This window comes from Streptomyces sp. CA-179760, assembly GCF_050937045.1.
Classification (GTDB): domain Bacteria; phylum Actinomycetota; class Actinomycetes; order Streptomycetales; family Streptomycetaceae; genus Streptomyces.
On sequence record NZ_JBNJLZ010000001.1, the window covers coordinates 5459694 to 5475649 of the forward strand.

Genomic DNA, 15956 nt, shown 5'->3' on the forward strand with positions numbered 1-15956 from the left:
ATCCGGCGACATTGCGCCCTCTAGGACGGTGTCTCGAGGGGAGAGGTTCACTCCCCACCGCAAAGCTGTTTCAAAGGCCAAGGAAAGTCCGGGACAAGCCCTCGCGAAGGTGTGGTCGCGGGGGCGGCCGGACGGAGAGCGCGGACAGGTAACCAACCCATGGGTCTCACGAGCAACAAGGTGCTGCTGCTGGCGGTGCTGTCGGCCGTGCTGCTGTTCGCCGGCACGGTCTGGCTGTGGCCACGGCTGGCCCGGCGCGGCTGGCGGATGGTGGGCGGGCGCGTCGGCCTGCTGCTGGCCACCCAGTTGGCGCTGTTCGCGGCGGTGGGTCTCGCCGCCAACCAGGCCTTCGGGTTCTACGCGAGCTGGGCGGACCTGTTCGGGCAGGAGAGGGATCAGGGCGTGGTGGTCGACCACGCGCGGGGCGAGGGTCCGCTGGAGGTGGTCGCCACACGGCGGGTGCCGGGGGCGGGTGGCGCGCAGCCCCAGGCCGGCGGCCGGATCCAGGAGGTCGAGATCGTCGGCCGGACGACCCACATCGCCACTCCCGCGTATGTCTATCTGCCGCCGGAGTACTTCCAGCCGCGGTACCGCGCCCGTTCGTTCCCCGCGGCCGTGGTGCTGACCGGCTACCCGGGTACGGCGTCGGCACTGGTGGAGAAGCTCCACTACCCGCGTACGGCCCTGGAACTGGCCCGGGCGGGCCGGATGCGGCCGACGATCCTCGTGATGCTGCGGCCGACGGTGGCGCCGCCCCGGGACACGGAGTGCGTGGACATCCCGGGCGGACCGCAGACCGAGTCGTTCTTCGCCAGGGATCTGCCCGACGCGTTGCGTTCGCAGTTCAGGGTCACCGGAAAGCCGGGCCGGCTGGGCATCATCGGCAACTCCACGGGCGGCTACTGCGCCTTGAAGATCGCCATGCACCATCCCGATGTGTATGCCGCGGGGGCGGGTCTCTCCGCGTACTACAAGGCGCCGATCGACGCCACGACCGGTGATCTCTTCCAGGGCGACAAGGGACTGCGGAATCGCGCCGACCTGTGGTGGTACCTGAGGCACCGGCCCGCTCCCGATACGTCGCTGCTGGTCACCAGCAGCAAGGAGGGGGAGTCCAACTTCAAGGACACACTGCGGTTCATCGAGCGGGTGAAGAACACCGGGCGGACGCGGATCTCGTCGATCGTCCTCGAAAGCGGCGGTCACAACTTCAACACCTGGCGGCGCGAGATTCCGGCCACGCTGGAGTGGATCAGCGGGCGACTCGACGGCCGTTCGGGGACCATTGGGAATGATCTTGAGAATTGATTGAAGGGTAGATTCCGCTTCGTGCCGAGTTCTGATGCGGTGTGAACACTTCGGTATGGCTTTGTTTTGCGGGGTGGCTCACCATGATTCGCCTACGCGCGGTAAGTTTCTGGCCATGCCACGTGGACGTCACCGCCATTCCCCGCCCCTGCACAGGCTGCTCCCCCCGTCGGCGATCGCAGGCGTCTCCCTCGTCTGCGCCCTGGGGCCCTGGGTGTTCACGGAGCCGATGGCGCTCCGCGGTCTGGCCGCGGCCGCCGCGGTCACGGCGGTCGTCGGCGCGGTCGTGCTGCGCCGCTGGGACGCCCAGGCGGGCAAGCGCGTCGCCGACCTCACGCGCGGGCGCGCGAGCGACGAGTGGCGTTTCGAGGAGCGCGTCGCCGAACTGGAGGGCGACCTCGAGGAGTCCCGCGAGCTGCGCGTGAAGCTCGAGCAGCGGCTGCGCGCCAAGCGCACTGAACTGGCCGGGCTGCGCAACGAACACGCCGCGCTGCTGCGCCGGTACGCCACGTCCGAGACCGAGCGCGCGAGCGTCCTGGAAGACCGGCGGATGCTGGAGATCGAGGCGACGGTTCCGGTGCGCGCCGCGCTGACCGCCGGGGCGGCGAAGACGGCGGACGGTTCGGCGGAGCCGGCGGAGGCAGCTGCCGCGGAGGCCGAGGATCTGGCCGTCGAGGAGAAGCCGGCCGTTCCCGCCGTCTTCTCGCCGGAGGGATCCCGGCTGTTCCTGCGTGCGGCGGCCGCGCTCGCCCGGTTCGACGGCGACAGGGCCCCGGACCCGGACGGCGGCCCGGACGGCGACGGTGACGGCGCCCCGGACGACGAGGACGAGCCCGCGCAGGAGGCGAAGGACGAACAGCCGGACCGGCGGGAGCCGTCGCGCGAGGGCGAGCCGCAGGAGCGGTCCGAGGCGGCCGACGCCCACGAGCGCGCGGCCGTCGGAACGTCCGCCCAGGACGACACCTCCGCCAGGGCCGAGTCCGAGCGACCTTCGCAGCCCGCCTCACCCGGTCACTACGCCGTGCCGACCGCCGTGGCCGTCGCCCCGCAGACGCCGGCGCGGCGCCCGCGGACCGGGGGCGGATTCGACTTCTTCGGTACGAAGCAGGAGACGTCCCGCGCCGCCCTGGAGGCCGTGCAGAACGAGGACCTGGCGGATGTCGTCGGCCAGGAGGCCCTCGCCCTGCACAAGGCCGAGGCGGAGGCCCGGTACAAGCCCGCGGACGAGGAGTCGCGCGGGATCGGCCAGGTCATCGACCTGACTGCGCACGACGAGACGGAACAGATCGACGTGCAGGGGCTGCGCAGCGCGGTGTCCTGACGGGGCGGCTTCGGGTTCCGGCTGCCTTTCCGGTCCGGCTGCCTTCTGGTTTCAGTCCGGTCGCGTCCTCCAGTGGTCCGGCTGCCTTCCGGTTTCAGTCCGGTCGCGCCATCCAGCGGTCCGGTCGCCTTTTCGTTCCGGCAGCCTTCCGGTTTCAGTCCGGTCCGGCCATCCAGCGGTCCGGCCGCGCGTCCCTGCGCCCGGTGCGTGACCGCTCCGCCTGCCGGGCCAGCAACTCCCGCGCCTCGTCCGCGTCCCGCAGCCGCGCCCGCACCACCTTGTTCGCGCCGGTGTCCACACACACGTCGGCCACGCCCCGGGCCCGCTCCCAGGGCCCCTGGGTCATCCGTACGCTCTGCACCTTGGCGTGCGGCACCAGCGCCAGACTCCGCGCCAGCAGGCCGGAGCGCGCCGCGAACACCGCGTCGGTGACGGCGAGTCCGTACCCCCGCCACCACACCGGCACGCACCACCGGGCGCGGCGCGGCGACGGCGACAGGGCCGCGGGCTCCGGCACGGTCACTCCGGGCAGCACCAGCGCGACGACGGTCTCCGCGAGTTCGCGCGGGGCGACCGGCACCAGCACGGAGTTGGACGAGCCCGCCACATCGAGCTCCACGCGCACCCAGCCGCGCCGCCGCCACAACAGCGGCTCCACGATCCGCACGGTCTGCACCCGCCCCGGCGGCACCGTCTCGTGGGCCCGGTCCAGCAGGCCGTGGTCGATGCGCAGCCCGTCGGGCGACTCGCCCACCGTCCAGTCGTACTCGGCGACGAACCGCCCCACACTGCTCGCGCCCGCCGCGCCCAGCAGTGGCAGGGCGACCGCGAGGACCGTCCACAGGCTGTGGGTGACCAGCCACAGCACCGGCGGAACGACGAGCGCCGCCGCCAGCGACCCCCAGGTCGCGCCCGTCAGCACCAGCGACACGGCGAGGACACCGGGCGGCACCCGCAGCAGCTGCCGGGACGGCGCCTCACCGACCTCGTGCGCGGTCTCGGGCGCGAAACCGGCCGCCCGGGCGAGCAGTTCGGCCCGCAGGGTCCGTGCTTCGTCCGCGCCCAGGAAGGCCAGTTCGTCCTTCTTGTCGGTCCCTATGACGTCGAGTTTCAGCTTGGCGACGCCCGCGACCCGGGCGAGCAGCGGCTGTGTGATGTCGATGGCCTGGATGCGCTCCAGCCGGATGTGCGCGGTGCGCCGGAACACCAGGCCGGTGCGGATGCGCAGTTCGGTGTCCGTCACCGCGAAGTGCGTGAACCACCAGGAGCAGAATCCGTAGAGGGCGGCGGCCGGGACGATCACGGCGAGGCCGATCAGCAGCGTGGTCGTGGTCAGCCGGGTCAGATGGCGCTGCGCCCCGTCGGGGTCGTGCACGGCCCAGCCGATGACCACGGCGACCGGTGCCCAGGCGCGCCGCAGCGGTGTGACGGGGTGCAGCCGCCGCTCGGCCACGCGGTCTCCCTCGGGCCTCGCGTCTCCCTCGGGCCTCGCGTCTCCCTCGGGCCTCGCGTCTCCCTCGGGCCTCGCGTCTCCCTCGGGCCTCGCGTCTCCCTCGGGCCTCGCGTCTCCCTCGGGCCTCGCGTCTCCCTCGGGCCTCGCGTCTCCCTCGGGCCTCGCGTCTCCCTCGGGCCTCGCGTCTCCCTCGGACCCCGCGTCTCCCTCGGACCCCGCGCCTCCGCCGGCCTGCCCGCCGCCCTCGGCCGGTCCGCCGGTGTCGGTCAGCCCCTGGCCGACGCTCACTCCGCCCCGGCCGGTCGGCTCGCCGCCGTCCGTCCCGCTGCCCCCGTCAGTCACCTCGCCGCCGGCCCCCGCGGCCTCGGGCGTCGTCACAGCCCCGCCGATCGGGCCTCGCCCAGCTCGGTGAGCCGGTCGCGCAGCCGTTCCGCCTCGGCGGGGTCCAGGCCGGGGATGGTCGCGTCGGTGGCCGCGGCGGCCGTGTGCAACTGCACGCTGGCCAGCCCGAAGTACCGCTCGACGGGGCCGGAGGTGACCTCGACCAGCTGCATCCGCCCGTACGGCACGACCGTCTCCTCGCGCCAGAGCACGCCCCGGCTGATCAGCAGGTCGTCGGCGCGCTCGGCGTACCGCCAGGAGCGCCAGTTGCGGTCGATCATCACCCAGCCCCAGGCCATCAGCGCCAGCGGCAGCACGGCGAAGGCGGCCCAGGCGGGCCCGGCCAGCAGGCCCGGCAGCAGCCCGGCGGCCAGCGCGATCAGCCCCAGCCACACCACCAGCAGCAACCGCCGCATCCTCAGCAGCCCGGGCGGCAGCGCGATCCACACCGGCCCGTCCCCGTCCGCCGCCCCCACCGTGCCCTCGACGGCCGCCGTCGGCTCCGTCTCCCGCGCACTCCCCGTATCCATGAGGCCAGCGTACGTAGGAGAGACTGTGTCCATGACTCCTACGACGGAGACCATGGTCGGAATCGGCGGCGCCGCGGAGAGCACCGACATGGTGCTCAACATCGGACCCCAGCATCCCTCCACGCACGGCGTGCTGCGGCTGAAGCTGGTTCTGGACGGCGAGCGCATCACGCACGCGGAGCCGGTGATCGGCTATATGCACCGCGGCGCGGAGAAGCTGTTCGAGGCGCGCGACTACCGCCAGATCATCATGCTGGCCAACCGCCACGACTGGCTGTCGGCGTTCTCCAACGAGCTGGGCGTGGTCCTCGCCGTGGAGCGGATGCTCGGGATGGAGGTCCCCGAGCGCGCGGTGTGGCTGCGCACGCTGCTCGCCGAGCTGAACCGGGTGCTCAACCACCTGATGTTCCTCGGCTCCTACCCGCTGGAGCTCGGCGGGATCACCCCGATCTTCTACGCCTTCCGGGAGCGCGAGGAGCTCCAGCACGTCATGGAGGAGGTCTCCGGCGGGCGGATGCACTACATGTTCAACCGTGTGGGCGGCCTCAAGGAGGACCTGCCGGCCGGGTGGACCACACGCGCGCGTGGCGCCGTCGCCGACGTGCGCTCCCGGATGGACCGGTTCGACGACCTGGTCCTCGGCAACGAGATCTTCCGGGGCCGCACCCGGGGCGTCGGCAGGCTCTCGCCGGAGGCCGTGCACGCCTACGGGGTCAGCGGGCCGCTCGGGCGTGCCTCGGGCGTCGACTTCGACCTGCGCCGCGACGAGCCGTACCTGGCCTACGGCGAGCTGGGCGACGTCCTGAAGGTGGTGACCCGGCAGGAGGGCGACTGCCTGGCCCGCTTCGAGTGCCTCCTGGAGCAGACGCACAACGCGCTCGACCTGGCCGACGCCTGCCTCGACCGGCTCGCCGGGCTGCCGCCCGGGCCGGTCAACCAGCGGCTCCCGAAGGTCCTGAAGGCACCCGAGGGCCACACCTACGCCTGGACCGAGAACCCCCTCGGCATCAACGGCTACTACCTGGTCAGCAAGGGCGAGAAGACCCCGTACCGGCTGAAGCTGCGCTCGGCCTCGTACAACAACATCCAGGCGCTGACGGAGCTGCTGCCGGGGACGCTGGTCGCGGACATGGTGGCGATCCTGGGGTCGATGTTCTTCGTGGTCGGGGACATCGACAAGTAGGGGCTCATTCCCGGAGCGGGTCCGGGATCCCGACCGGCTGGACCAGCCACCCGAAGTCGCCCAGCCCGCCCGCGGCCGTGAGCTCGGCGGCCTCTCCGGCGTCGGCGAGGGCGCGTACATAGGCGGTGGGGTCCGTGGACGCGAGCGTGAGCGGGGGCCGTGCGCCGGTCACGCCCAGGGTGCGCAGCGCCTCGCGCTGCGGGAGCAGGCGCCCGCCGGGCAGCGCGCACGCGTCCAGGGCCACATGCGCGGTGATGTCGCAGGAGCCGTCCGGTACGGCGGCGGTCTCCCGGCCCTCCCGGAACCCGGTGAGCGTCCCGAACGGCGGCCGCGCATCCGCCGTGTGCGCGTAGTCCACGGCGACGGCGAGCCCCCGGTCCAGCGTGGCGACCGCCGAGGCCCAGGCCTCGTCCCTGGTCAGGCCGATCTCGGCCCGCAGCCCCGCCTCTCCGGCCAGCGGCCACCACCGCCGCAGCCACCGCGCCTGATCCCCGTCGAGCGGCTCCCCGAGCCGTTCGCTCCCGTCCTCCCGGACCAGCACCAGCCGGGCCGTGCCCGTGGAGTCCACCTCCGCTACCTCCACGGGTACGTTGTCCAGCCACTCGTTGGCCAACAGCAGCCCGGTGATCCCCTCCGGGGGCGTGGCCCGCCACTCGATCCGGTGATCGAGCCCGGCGGGCCGCCCGGCGACCTCGACGGCGTACGCGCGCGTGCGGGCCGCCACCTCCGCCGGGAGCGTTGCGAGCACCCCGTCGGCCAGCTCCCCCCGCCCGGCCCCCATGTCCACGAAGTCCAGTACCGCGGGCCGCCCCAGCGCCTCGTCGACCCGGCACAGCAGCCGCGCCACGGCCCCTGCGAACAGCGACGAAGCGTGCACGGACGTACGGAAGTGTCCGGCGGGCCCCTCGTCCCGCCGGTAGAACCCACCCGGCCCGTACAGCGCCTCCGCCGTCGCGGCCCGCCACCCACGCCACTCGTGCAACTCGTGCAACTCGGCTCCCGTACCTGGTGTCACCGGGCCAGGCTAAGCGCACACAACGAACGCAACTCCACCTTGCGGAGTACGTGCGCCCGGTGCGGATCGGTCCTCCGGTTGACCCCTGCACCTATCGCGCTTCCCTACGCTGGGTTACGTGCAGCGCCTCTATGACTTCCTCCGCAGGCACCCGATGTGGGTCGACGGCTCCTGGGCCGTGGTCCTCCTCGGGATTTCCCTCGTCGGCGGAGTGGCGGGCGGATACGGCTCACCGGCCGCCGCCGTTCCACTCACGATTCTGCTGTGCCTGGTGGTCGCGCTGCGCCGCCGCCTGCTGGAGAAGATGCTGCTGCTCGCGACCGCGGTCGGGGTGGCCCAGCTGATCACCGACGTGGAGCGGGGTCCGGCCGACTTCGCCCTGCTGGTGATCGTCTACACGGTCGCTGCGGAGGGCGCGCGCTGGGCCTCCCGCTTCGCGCTCGGCGCCGGTCTGTGCGCGGCCCCCGTGTCCCAGCTGCGCTGGCCGAGCGACCACACGAACGTCGCGGGCAACATCGCCCTGACGGTCTTCATGGCCGTGCCCTTCGCCCTCGCCTGGGTGCTCGGCGACTCCATCCGCACCCGCCGCGCCTACTTCGCGCAGCTGGAGGAGCGGGCCGCCCGCCTGGAGAAGGAGCGCGAGGCCCAGTCGAAGGTCGCCGTCGCCGCCGAACGCGCCCGGATCGCACGCGAGTTGCACGACGTCGTCGCGCACAACGTCTCGGTGATGGTGGTCCAGGCCGACGGCGCCGCCTACGTCCTCGACGCCGCTCCCGACCAGGCGAAGAAGGCCCTGGAGACCATCTCCTCCACCGGCCGCCAGGCCCTCGCCGAGATGCGCCGCCTGCTCGGGGTGCTGCGCACCGGGGAGCACCAGGAGGCCGGCGAGTACGTGCCGCAGCCCGACGTCCAGCAGATCGAGGACCTCGTCGAGCAGTGCCGCGCTTCCGGACTGCCCGTCGACTTCAAGGTCGAGGGCACCCCCCGGCCGCTGCCCAGCGGCGTCGAGCTCACCGCGTACCGCATCGTGCAGGAAGCGCTCACCAACACCCGTAAGCACGGCGGGCCCAAGGCGGGCGCGAGCGTGCGCCTGGTGTACTTCGACGACGGTCTCGGACTGCTCGTCGAGGACGACGGCAAGGGAGCCCCGCACGAGCTGTACGAGGAGGGCGGTTTCGACGGCCAGGGCCACGGCCTCATCGGCATGCGCGAGCGGATCGGCATGGTCGGCGGCACCCTGGACGCCGGACCGCGCCCCGGCGGAGGATTCCGCATCAGTGCCCTGCTGCCGCTCAAACCCGCCGGCTGACGCCGGCACACCTACAGCGCTGACACCTGTAACGCTTTCACCGGCAATGCTCCCACCGTAAAAGAGACTTGGAAGAGGCCCCGATGACGATCCGCGTGATGCTCGTCGACGACCAGGTGCTGCTGCGCACCGGGTTCCGGATGGTGCTCGCCGCCCAGCCGGACATGGAGGTCGTGGCGGAGGCGGGTGACGGGGTCGAGGCCCTCCAGGTGCTGCGGTCGACCGAGGTCGACGTGGTGCTGATGGACGTCCGCATGCCGAAGCTGGACGGTGTGGAGACGACCCGCCGGATCTGCGCCGACACCGACCCGCCGAAGGTGCTCATCCTGACCACCTTCGACCTCGACGAGTACGCCTTCTCCGGGCTGAAGGCGGGCGCCTCCGGCTTCATGCTCAAGGACGTGCCGCCCGGTGAGCTGCTCGCAGCGATCCGCGCCGTGCACAGCGGCGACGCGGTCGTCGCGCCCTCCACCACCCGTCGGCTCCTGGACCGCTTCGCTCCGATGCTGCCGGGCACCGCGAAGCAGCCCCAGCACGAGCAGCTGGAGCGGCTCACGGGCCGCGAGCGCGAGGTCATGGTGCTGGTCGCACAGGGCCTGTCCAACGGCGAGATCGCGGCCCGCCTCGTGCTGTCCGAGGCGACCGTGAAGACGCACGTGGGCCGCATCCTGACCAAGCTGGGCCTCAGGGACCGGGTGCAGGTCGTGGTGCTGGCCTACGAGACCGGGCTGGTACGGGCCGGCGGGCACGGCTGAGCCGGGCGGCGACCGGTCCGGCTCCGGTCGGCTATCTGAGGATCCCCTCCAGGAACTCGCTGCCGAGCCGGGCCACCACCGACACATCCAGCTGGTGCAGGACGTAGCGCCCGCGGCGGCGCGTGGTGAGCAGGCCCGCCTTCTTCAGCACGGCCAGGTGCCGGGATATCTCCGGAGCCGTCATGCCGTGCACCTGCGCCAGCTCGCCCGTGGTGTACGCGCTGCGGGCCAGATTGCGGCACATCCGCATCCGCACGGGGTGGGACAGCGCGGTCATGCGCAGGGCCAGCTGTTCGAGATTGGGCGGGGCGGCGAGCTCGGGGGAGCCGACCGGGTAGTGCAGCACCGGCTGCCAGCCGTACCGGTGCAGGACCATCAGATGCGGCCAGCCCAGGCTCGTCGGGACGAGCAGCAGGCCGCCGTCGCCCGTGGACGTACCGTCGTCGCCGCCCAGTTTGTCGACCGTGATCCGGGCGGCCGTCTCGTCGAGTGTGATCGCCGGGGACACCGCGGCCAGCGCCTCGGCCATGCCCTTGTGCCGGAAGAGGTCCGTCTTCAGCCGCGCGTCGGCCGCGAGCTGATGGCGCAACCGGGACCAGGCCTCCGCGAAGAACGCCTCGTCGCAGTCCTGGAGGAACTGCCGCAGCCAGGCCCGGATCGAGGGCGGGTCGCCCAGCAGCCGCCGGCTGAACCGCAGCTGCTGGGGCCCACGCGCGGCGGCCAGGTCCAGCGCCCTGCGGCGCACCTCGGGGTCGGACAGCGCGGTGGGCCCGCACGAGCCGTACCCGAGGGCACAGGTGAACTCCAGTGCCGCGTCCACGAACTGTTCGTCCGACAGCTTGTCGAGCAGGTCCAGCTCCTCGGCGAGCGTGCCGCCCGGGAGGGTGCTCCGGCCCGGGACGCCGGCGAAGGGCATGAACAGGTCCGAGAACGTCGACCGCCACAGGAAGTCGGCCTCGCACATCCGGTCGGCCAGATGCGGGTCGAGCCGGGCGGTCACGCCGGTCACCCAGCCCTGGAGGCCCGGGTGGTGACCCGGCTCGGACAGCGCGTGCAGCGCCATGCCGAGTTCGGCCAAGGGGGAGGGCACGACGGCGATCTCCTCCGGCCGCAGCCCCGCGATGTCGATGTGCACGCTCATGTCTTCATCGTGCACCCCGCCACTGACAACGCCCCCGCCGATTGACGGTCGTCGTCAATCGGCGCGACTTCGCCCCGGGAGCGGGCGCAGGGTTGGAGCACCGGGGCAGCCGCGGAGCCTTCGGACCTCCATCACCCCGACCTGCCGAGGCGATTCCTCATGAGCATCACGCAGCAGCACCTCCTCGACCTCTACCGTGCCCAGCAGCACGGCGAGCCCGCCCCGCCCGCGCCCGGCACACACGACCGCCGGGTCGTCCGCGAGTGGCGCGACGAACGCCGGTTCCGCGCGGTCCTGGCCGGCCGCCCGGCCGGCGGCCGGACGCGGATCCGGAACGCCCTGGGCCGGTGGCTGCACCCTCGAAGCCGCTCTACCGGCTGACCGCCCGGGCCGGCGGCCGACCGCACCTGTGCACGGCCGGCGGCCGACCGCTTCCGTGCACGGCCGGCGGCCGACCGCTTCCGTGCACGGCCGGCGGCCTGCTGTCCGTTCCCGACTACCTGCCGCCCTGCCCGGGCAACCGGGCGACGAACTCCGCCACCGCCGTCTTCACGTCCTCGGCGGTCCACTCCAGCCCGGGGGCCCGTACGCTCACCTCCGTGCGGGCCAGGCCCGGGCCGCCCCGGACCCAGGCGGCGGCGAACAGGAAGACACCCGTCTCCTCGGCCGTCCTGACCGCCGCCTCCCCGGCCACGTCCGCCTCGCAGGGCAGCCAGACCTGGAAGTCGTGGGTGTGCGGCACCTCCGGGTACACGCGGGCCCACGGCAGCCCGGCCGCCGCGAACCCCTCACGCAGGGCGGCGGCCACCACGCGCGCGTGGGCGACGTACTCCGGCAGCCGGGGCAGCTCCCGCTCCAGTCCGGCCAGCGCCGACAGGGCCGTGGGGAACTGCTGGAAGACCAGGCCGCCGTACCGGTGCCGCCAGGCCTTCGCCTCCTCCACCAGCTCCCTCGGGCCGGCGAGCGCCGCACCACCGAACCCCTCCAGGGACTTGTAGAACGACACGTAGACGCTGTCCGCCAGGCCCGCGATCTCCTCCAGGGACCGGCCGAGGTGGACGGTGGACTCCCACAGCCGCGCCCCGTCGAAGTGCACCACCGCGTCCCGCTCCCGCGCGGCCTCCACCACCTCCGTGAGCTCCTCCCACGAGGGCAGCACGAAACCGGCGTCCCTGAGGGGCAGTTCCAGCATCAGCGCCCCGAAGGGCTCCTCGAAGTCGCGCACCTCAACGGCCGAGGGCAGCCGCGGCTCGTCCGTCACACGCACCGGGCGCAGACCGCCGACCTCGCTGAACGCGTTCCGCTCGTGCACCTCGGGATGGCCGAGCGCGTGCAGGGCGACGGTCGGATTGCCGGTGCGGCCCGCCCAGCAGCGCAGGGCCACCTGCTGGGCCATCGTGCCCGTCGGGAAGAACGCGGCCGCCTCGGTGCCGAGCAGCCCGGCGACCTTCGCCTCCAGCACCTCGACTACCCCGTTACCGTACGCGTCGGACAGCTCGTCCAGGTCGTACAGGTCCTCCACCCCGGCCAGCTCCGCCAGGCGCTCCCGGAGCGTCTTGTGGAAGGCGAAGCGCGCGAGCACCCGCCGCGCGCCGCGATGGGCGGCCAGCCGCCGCTCACGGAGCCCTGCGTGCCGCTCCCGGTCCGACAACTGCCCGGTCGCCCGATCGTCCTGTTCCGCCGTGTCAGTCATGCCCCGGATCCTGCCCCGCGCGCGTGCGTCCGGGCACCCGCATTTCCCGCCCGCCCTGTGGTCGGCTTTCCCGCTCGCCCTGTGGACGGCGTTTCCGCACACCCTGTGGACGGCCGAACACCCCTCGAACCGATCGCGTTAACATGACGAGAAATCGTCCGGTACCCGGAGCGGACTGGAACGGGAAGGCCGCCGTCGAGTGAACACAACCCCACAGCCAGACCCCAAGGACCGCCCCGCGCGGCTCACCGTCGGCGTCGTCGGCGCCGGCCGCGTGGGACCCGCACTGGCCGCCGCCCTGCAGCTCGCCGGGCACCGCCCGGTCGCCGTCTCCGCGGTCTCCGACACCTCCCGGCGCCGCGCCGCGCAACTGCTGCCCGACGTGCCCGTGCTGCCGCCCGCCGAGGTCCTCCAGCGCTCCGACCTGGTCCTGCTGACCGTCCCGGACGACGCCCTGCCCGACCTGGTCGCCGGACTCGCCGACACCGGGTCCGTACGGCCGGGCCAGCTCCTCGTCCACACCTCCGGCCGCTACGGCGCGCAGGTGCTCGACCCCGCCCTGCGCGCGGGCGCCCTGCCGCTCGCCCTGCACCCCGCGATGACCTTCACCGGCACGCCCGTGGACGTCCAGCGGCTGGCCGGCTGCTCCTTCGGCGTCACCGCGCCCGAGGAACTGCGGCTGGCCGCCGAGGCCCTCGTCATCGAGATGGGCGGCGAGCCGGAGTGGATCGCCGAGGAGAACCGGCCGCTCTACCACGCGGCGCTCGCCCTGGGCGCCAACCACCTGGTCACCCTGGTCGCCCAGTCCCTGGAGCTGCTGCGCGCGGCCGGGGTCGCCGCCCCCGACCGGATGCTCGGCCCGCTGCTCGGCGCGGCCCTGGACAACGCCCTGCGCTCCGGCGACGCGGCCCTCACCGGCCCCGTCGCGCGCGGCGACGCGGGCACCGTCGCGGCCCATGTCACCGAGCTGCGCCGGCACGCCCCGCAGACCGTCGCCGGCTATCTGGCGATGGCCCGCGCGACCGCCGACCGGGCCCTGGCCCACGGCCTGCTGAAACCGGAGCTCGCCGAGGACCTCCTCGGGGTACTCGCCGACGGGACGGACGGCACGGATGGCACCGACGGCACCGAAGGGGACGCCCGATGACCACCAGCCTGCTGAGCACAGCCGGCGAACTGCACGCACGCGCGCGGGCGGGCCGCCGCGCCGTGGTGATGACCATGGGAGCTCTGCACGAGGGCCACGCCACGCTGATCCGCACCGCGCGCGGCATCGCGGGCCGGGACGGCGAGGTCGTCGTCACCGTCTTCGTCAACCCGCTGCAGTTCGGCCAGGGCGAGGACCTCGACCGCTATCCGCGCACCCTGGACGCCGACATCGAGCTCGCCGGCGAGTCCGGCGCGGACGTCGTGTTCGCCCCCGCCGTGGACGAGGTGTACCCCGGTGGCGAGCCCCAGGTCCGCATCACCGCGGGCCCCATGGGCGAGCGCCTGGAGGGCTCCGCCCGCCCGGGCCACTTCGACGGCATGCTCACGGTCGTCGCCAAGCTGCTGCACCTGACCCGCCCCGACGTCGCCCTGTACGGCCAGAAGGACGCCCAGCAGCTCGCCCTGATCCGCCGCATGGTTCGGGACCTGAACTTCGGCGTGGAGATCGTCGGCGTCCCCACCGTCCGCGAGGACGACGGCCTGGCCCTGTCAAGCCGCAACCGCTACCTCTCGCCCGCCGAGCGGCGCACCGCCCTCGCCCTGTCCAGCGCCCTGTTCGCGGGCCAGGACCGGCATGCCGCGCAGGAGGCGCTGCGGGCCCGGGCCCGTGAGGTGCCCGCCACGCGCGCGCGTGCCGAGGCGCTCAGCGCCATCGGCGAGTCCCGCGCGGCGGCCGACGCGCACGCCGTGGCGACGGCCGTCCCGGGCGGCCCGGCGGCCGTCCGCGCGGCCGCCCGCCAGGTCCTCGACGAGGCGGCCCGCCTCGATCCGCCGCTGACCCTGGACTACCTCGCGCTGGTCGACCCGTCCGACTTCACCGAGATCGGGCACGACTTCACCGGCGAGGCGGTCCTCGCCGTGGCCGCCCGGGTCGGGGCGACCCGGCTGATCGACAATCTCCCCCTCACCTTCGGAACCTTCGGAGCCGCCTCGTGACCAGCACAGGCATACGACTGCACGCGCCTGAGGCCGGGTGGTCCATCGACGCGGACGTGGTCGTCGTCGGCTCCGGCGTCGCCGGCCTGACGGCGGCCCTGCGCTGCGAGGCCGCGGGCCTCCAGACCGTCGTCGTCACCAAGGCCCGCCTCGACGACGGCTCCACCCGCTGGGCCCAGGGCGGCATCGCCGCGGCCCTCGGCGAGGGCGACACCCCCGAACAGCACCTCGACGACACCCTGGTCGCGGGCGCGGGCGTGTGCGACGAGGAAGCGGTCCGCATCCTCGTCACGGAGGGCCCCGACGCCGTACGCCGCCTCATCGAGACCGGCGCCCGCTTCGACGAGTCCTCCGAGGGCCGGCTGGAACTCACCCGTGAGGGCGGCCACCACCGCCGCCGCATCGCCCACGCGGGCGGCGACGCCACCGGCGCGGAGATCTCCCGCGCCCTGGTCGACGCGGTACGCGCGCGTGGCGTGCGCACGGTCGAGAACGCGCTCGTCCTTGACCTCCTCACGGACGCCGAGGGCCACACCGCGGGCGTCACCCTGCACGTCATGGGAGAGGGCCAGCACGACGGCGTGGGCGCCGTCCACGCACCCGCCGTGGTCCTGGCGACCGGCGGCATGGGCCAGGTCTTCTCCGCGACCACCAACCCGTCCGTGTCCACAGGCGACGGCGTGGCCCTGGCGCTCCGCGCGGGCGCCGAGGTCAGCGACCTGGAGTTCGTCCAGTTCCACCCGACCGTCCTCTTCCTGGGCCCGGACGCGGAGGGCCAGCAGCCCCTGGTCTCCGAGGCGGTGCGCGGCGAGGGCGCCCACCTGGTCGACGCCGAGGGCGTGCGCTTCATGGTGGGACAGCACGAGCTCGCCGAACTGGCCCCGCGGGACATCGTCGCCAAGGGCATCACGCGCCGCATGCAGGAGCAGGACGCCGAGCACATGTTCCTCGACGCCCGGCACTTCGGCGCCGAGATGTGGGAACACCGCTTCCCGACGATCCTCGCCGCCTGCCGCGCCCACGGCATCGACCCGGTCACCAGCCCCATCCCGGTCGCCCCGGCCGCCCACTACGCCTCCGGCGGCGTCCGCACCGACTCACAGGGCCGTACGACCGTCCCCGGCCTGTACGCGTGCGGCGAGGTCGCCTGCACCGGCGTGCACGGCGCCAACCGCCTGGCCTCCAACTCCCTCCTCGAAGGCCTGGTCTACGCGGAGCGCATCGCGGCCGACATCGCCGCGAGCCACGCGGAGAACGGCCTCCTCACGCGCGTGCCCCGGCCGCTCCCGTACCCGGAGACCCCCGAGCACCCCCTGCTCACCGCCGAGGCCCGCTTCACCATCCAGCGGATCATGACCGACGGCGCTGGCGTGCTCCGCTCGGCCGGTTCCCTGGCCAAGGCCGCCGACCAGCTCCAGCGGCTGCACACCGACGCCCGCGACGCCCTCGCCGAGAACGGCAAGACCGCCGAGCCCGGCGTCGACACCTGGGAGGCCACCAACCTCCTGTGCGTGGCCCGTGTCCTGGTCGCCGCCGCCCGGCTCCGCGAGGAGACCCGGGGCTGCCACTGGCGCGAGGACCGTCCCGAGCGCGACGACCCGGCCTGGCGGCGCCACATCGTCGTACGCCTGAACCCGGACCGCTCGCTGGCCGTGCACACCACGGACACCACACACTTCCCTCCGACCCTCCCCACCCAGGCCCCCCAGGAGCAGTGACCGA

At 73.5% G+C, this 15956-nt stretch carries 14 protein-coding genes; 9 read left to right on the plus strand and 5 right to left on the minus strand.

From position 1 onward, the window contains the following. The first annotated feature begins 159 nt into the window (after positions 1 to 159). Together ACQEV8_RS24790 and ACQEV8_RS24795 are read left to right on the plus strand one after the other, a co-directional pair. On the plus strand, positions 160 to 1308 hold the full coding sequence (locus tag ACQEV8_RS24790; RefSeq protein WP_432963997.1) for an alpha/beta hydrolase: 1149 nt from the start codon (positions 160 to 162) through the stop codon (positions 1306 to 1308). Between the two features lie 115 nt (positions 1309 to 1423). Further along, entirely contained in the window at positions 1424 to 2629 is a 1206-nt protein-coding gene (locus ACQEV8_RS24795) for a hypothetical protein (RefSeq protein ID WP_432964000.1), read from the plus strand. A 154-nt stretch (positions 2630 to 2783) separates the two neighbouring features. Here the strand turns inward: ACQEV8_RS24795 and ACQEV8_RS24800 are convergent, their stop codons facing one another. Beyond that, positions 2784 to 4082, minus strand: coding sequence for a PH domain-containing protein (locus ACQEV8_RS24800; protein ID WP_432964003.1), 1299 nt, complete (start codon positions 4080 to 4082; stop codon positions 2784 to 2786). A gap of 374 nt (positions 4083 to 4456) precedes the next feature. Then, positions 4457 to 4993 (minus strand): PH domain-containing protein, encoded by a 537-nt coding sequence (locus ACQEV8_RS24805; RefSeq protein ID WP_432964006.1) that lies wholly within the window; start codon positions 4991 to 4993, stop codon positions 4457 to 4459. A gap of 31 nt (positions 4994 to 5024) precedes the next feature. Between ACQEV8_RS24805 and ACQEV8_RS24810 the strand changes: the two genes are divergently transcribed. Continuing rightward, entirely contained in the window at positions 5025 to 6176 is a 1152-nt protein-coding gene (locus tag ACQEV8_RS24810) for an NADH-quinone oxidoreductase subunit D (protein WP_432964009.1), read from the plus strand. Positions 6177 to 6180: 4 nt separating this feature from the next. Here the strand turns inward: ACQEV8_RS24810 and ACQEV8_RS24815 are convergent, their stop codons facing one another. Further along, positions 6181 to 7191 carry an SAM-dependent methyltransferase gene (locus tag ACQEV8_RS24815; RefSeq protein WP_432964012.1) on the minus strand — a complete coding sequence of 337 codons (1011 nt, stop codon included), beginning with the start codon at positions 7189 to 7191 and terminating at the stop codon, positions 6181 to 6183. A gap of 118 nt (positions 7192 to 7309) precedes the next feature. Here ACQEV8_RS24815 and ACQEV8_RS24820 point away from each other — a divergent pair, with 118 nt between their 5' ends. Together ACQEV8_RS24820 and ACQEV8_RS24825 are read left to right on the plus strand one after the other, a co-directional pair. Continuing rightward, entirely contained in the window at positions 7310 to 8500 is a 1191-nt protein-coding gene (locus ACQEV8_RS24820) for a sensor histidine kinase (RefSeq protein ID WP_432964015.1), read from the plus strand. 83 nt (positions 8501 to 8583) lie between these two features. After that, positions 8584 to 9255: a response regulator transcription factor gene (locus tag ACQEV8_RS24825; protein WP_193483021.1), complete on the plus strand. Its 672-nt coding sequence runs from the start codon at positions 8584 to 8586 to the stop codon at positions 9253 to 9255. 31 nt (positions 9256 to 9286) lie between these two features. Here ACQEV8_RS24825 and ACQEV8_RS24830 read toward each other — a convergent pair whose 3' ends face one another. After that, complete coding sequence (locus tag ACQEV8_RS24830; protein ID WP_432964020.1) at positions 9287 to 10396, minus strand: DUF5937 family protein; 1110 nt, start codon at positions 10394 to 10396, stop codon at positions 9287 to 9289. Between the two features lie 159 nt (positions 10397 to 10555). Between ACQEV8_RS24830 and ACQEV8_RS24835 the strand changes: the two genes are divergently transcribed. Next, positions 10556 to 10777 carry a hypothetical protein gene (locus tag ACQEV8_RS24835; RefSeq protein ID WP_432964023.1) on the plus strand — a complete coding sequence of 74 codons (222 nt, stop codon included), beginning with the start codon at positions 10556 to 10558 and terminating at the stop codon, positions 10775 to 10777. A 115-nt stretch (positions 10778 to 10892) separates the two neighbouring features. On the opposite strand, the gene ACQEV8_RS24840 is transcribed toward ACQEV8_RS24835, so the two are convergent. Beyond that, entirely contained in the window at positions 10893 to 12089 is a 1197-nt protein-coding gene (locus ACQEV8_RS24840; RefSeq protein ID WP_432964026.1) for a threonine aldolase family protein, read from the minus strand. A gap of 199 nt (positions 12090 to 12288) precedes the next feature. Here ACQEV8_RS24840 and ACQEV8_RS24845 point away from each other — a divergent pair, with 199 nt between their 5' ends. The 3 genes from ACQEV8_RS24845 to ACQEV8_RS24855 are packed head-to-tail and all read left to right on the plus strand — an operon-like array spanning position 12289 to position 15952. Beyond that, positions 12289 to 13236 carry a Rossmann-like and DUF2520 domain-containing protein gene (locus ACQEV8_RS24845; RefSeq protein ID WP_432964029.1) on the plus strand — a complete coding sequence of 316 codons (948 nt, stop codon included), beginning with the start codon at positions 12289 to 12291 and terminating at the stop codon, positions 13234 to 13236. After that, the gene (panC, locus tag ACQEV8_RS24850) at positions 13233 to 14234 is read left to right on the plus strand and encodes a pantoate--beta-alanine ligase (RefSeq protein WP_432964032.1); all 1002 of its coding nucleotides are present in this window, start codon (positions 13233 to 13235) and stop codon (positions 14232 to 14234) included. Before ACQEV8_RS24845 ends, panC begins: the two co-directional genes overlap by 4 nt. Beyond that, positions 14231 to 15952, plus strand: coding sequence for an L-aspartate oxidase (locus ACQEV8_RS24855; protein ID WP_432964035.1), 1722 nt, complete (start codon positions 14231 to 14233; stop codon positions 15950 to 15952). The genes panC and ACQEV8_RS24855 overlap by 4 nt, the downstream gene beginning before the upstream one ends. Positions 15953 to 15956 lie beyond the last annotated feature (4 nt).

Bases quoted from the DNA above. Each gene is read 5' to 3' on its own strand.
- ACQEV8_RS24790 (WP_432963997.1), top strand. From the start codon at position 160: ATGGGTCTCACGAGCAACAAGGTGCTGCTGCTGGCGGTGCTGTCGGCC.
- ACQEV8_RS24830 (WP_432964020.1), bottom strand. From the start codon at position 10,396: ATGAGCGTGCACATCGACATCGCGGGGCTGCGGCCGGAGGAGATCGCC.
- ACQEV8_RS24835 (WP_432964023.1), top strand. From the start codon at position 10,556: ATGAGCATCACGCAGCAGCACCTCCTCGACCTCTACCGTGCCCAGCAG.
- ACQEV8_RS24825 (WP_193483021.1), top strand. From the start codon at position 8,584: ATGACGATCCGCGTGATGCTCGTCGACGACCAGGTGCTGCTGCGCACC.
- ACQEV8_RS24840 (WP_432964026.1), bottom strand. From the start codon at position 12,089: ATGACTGACACGGCGGAACAGGACGATCGGGCGACCGGGCAGTTGTCG.
- ACQEV8_RS24810 (WP_432964009.1), top strand. From the start codon at position 5,025: ATGACTCCTACGACGGAGACCATGGTCGGAATCGGCGGCGCCGCGGAG.
- panC (WP_432964032.1), top strand. From the start codon at position 13,233: ATGACCACCAGCCTGCTGAGCACAGCCGGCGAACTGCACGCACGCGCG.
- ACQEV8_RS24805 (WP_432964006.1), bottom strand. From the start codon at position 4,993: ATGGATACGGGGAGTGCGCGGGAGACGGAGCCGACGGCGGCCGTCGAG.
- ACQEV8_RS24795 (WP_432964000.1), top strand. From the start codon at position 1,424: ATGCCACGTGGACGTCACCGCCATTCCCCGCCCCTGCACAGGCTGCTC.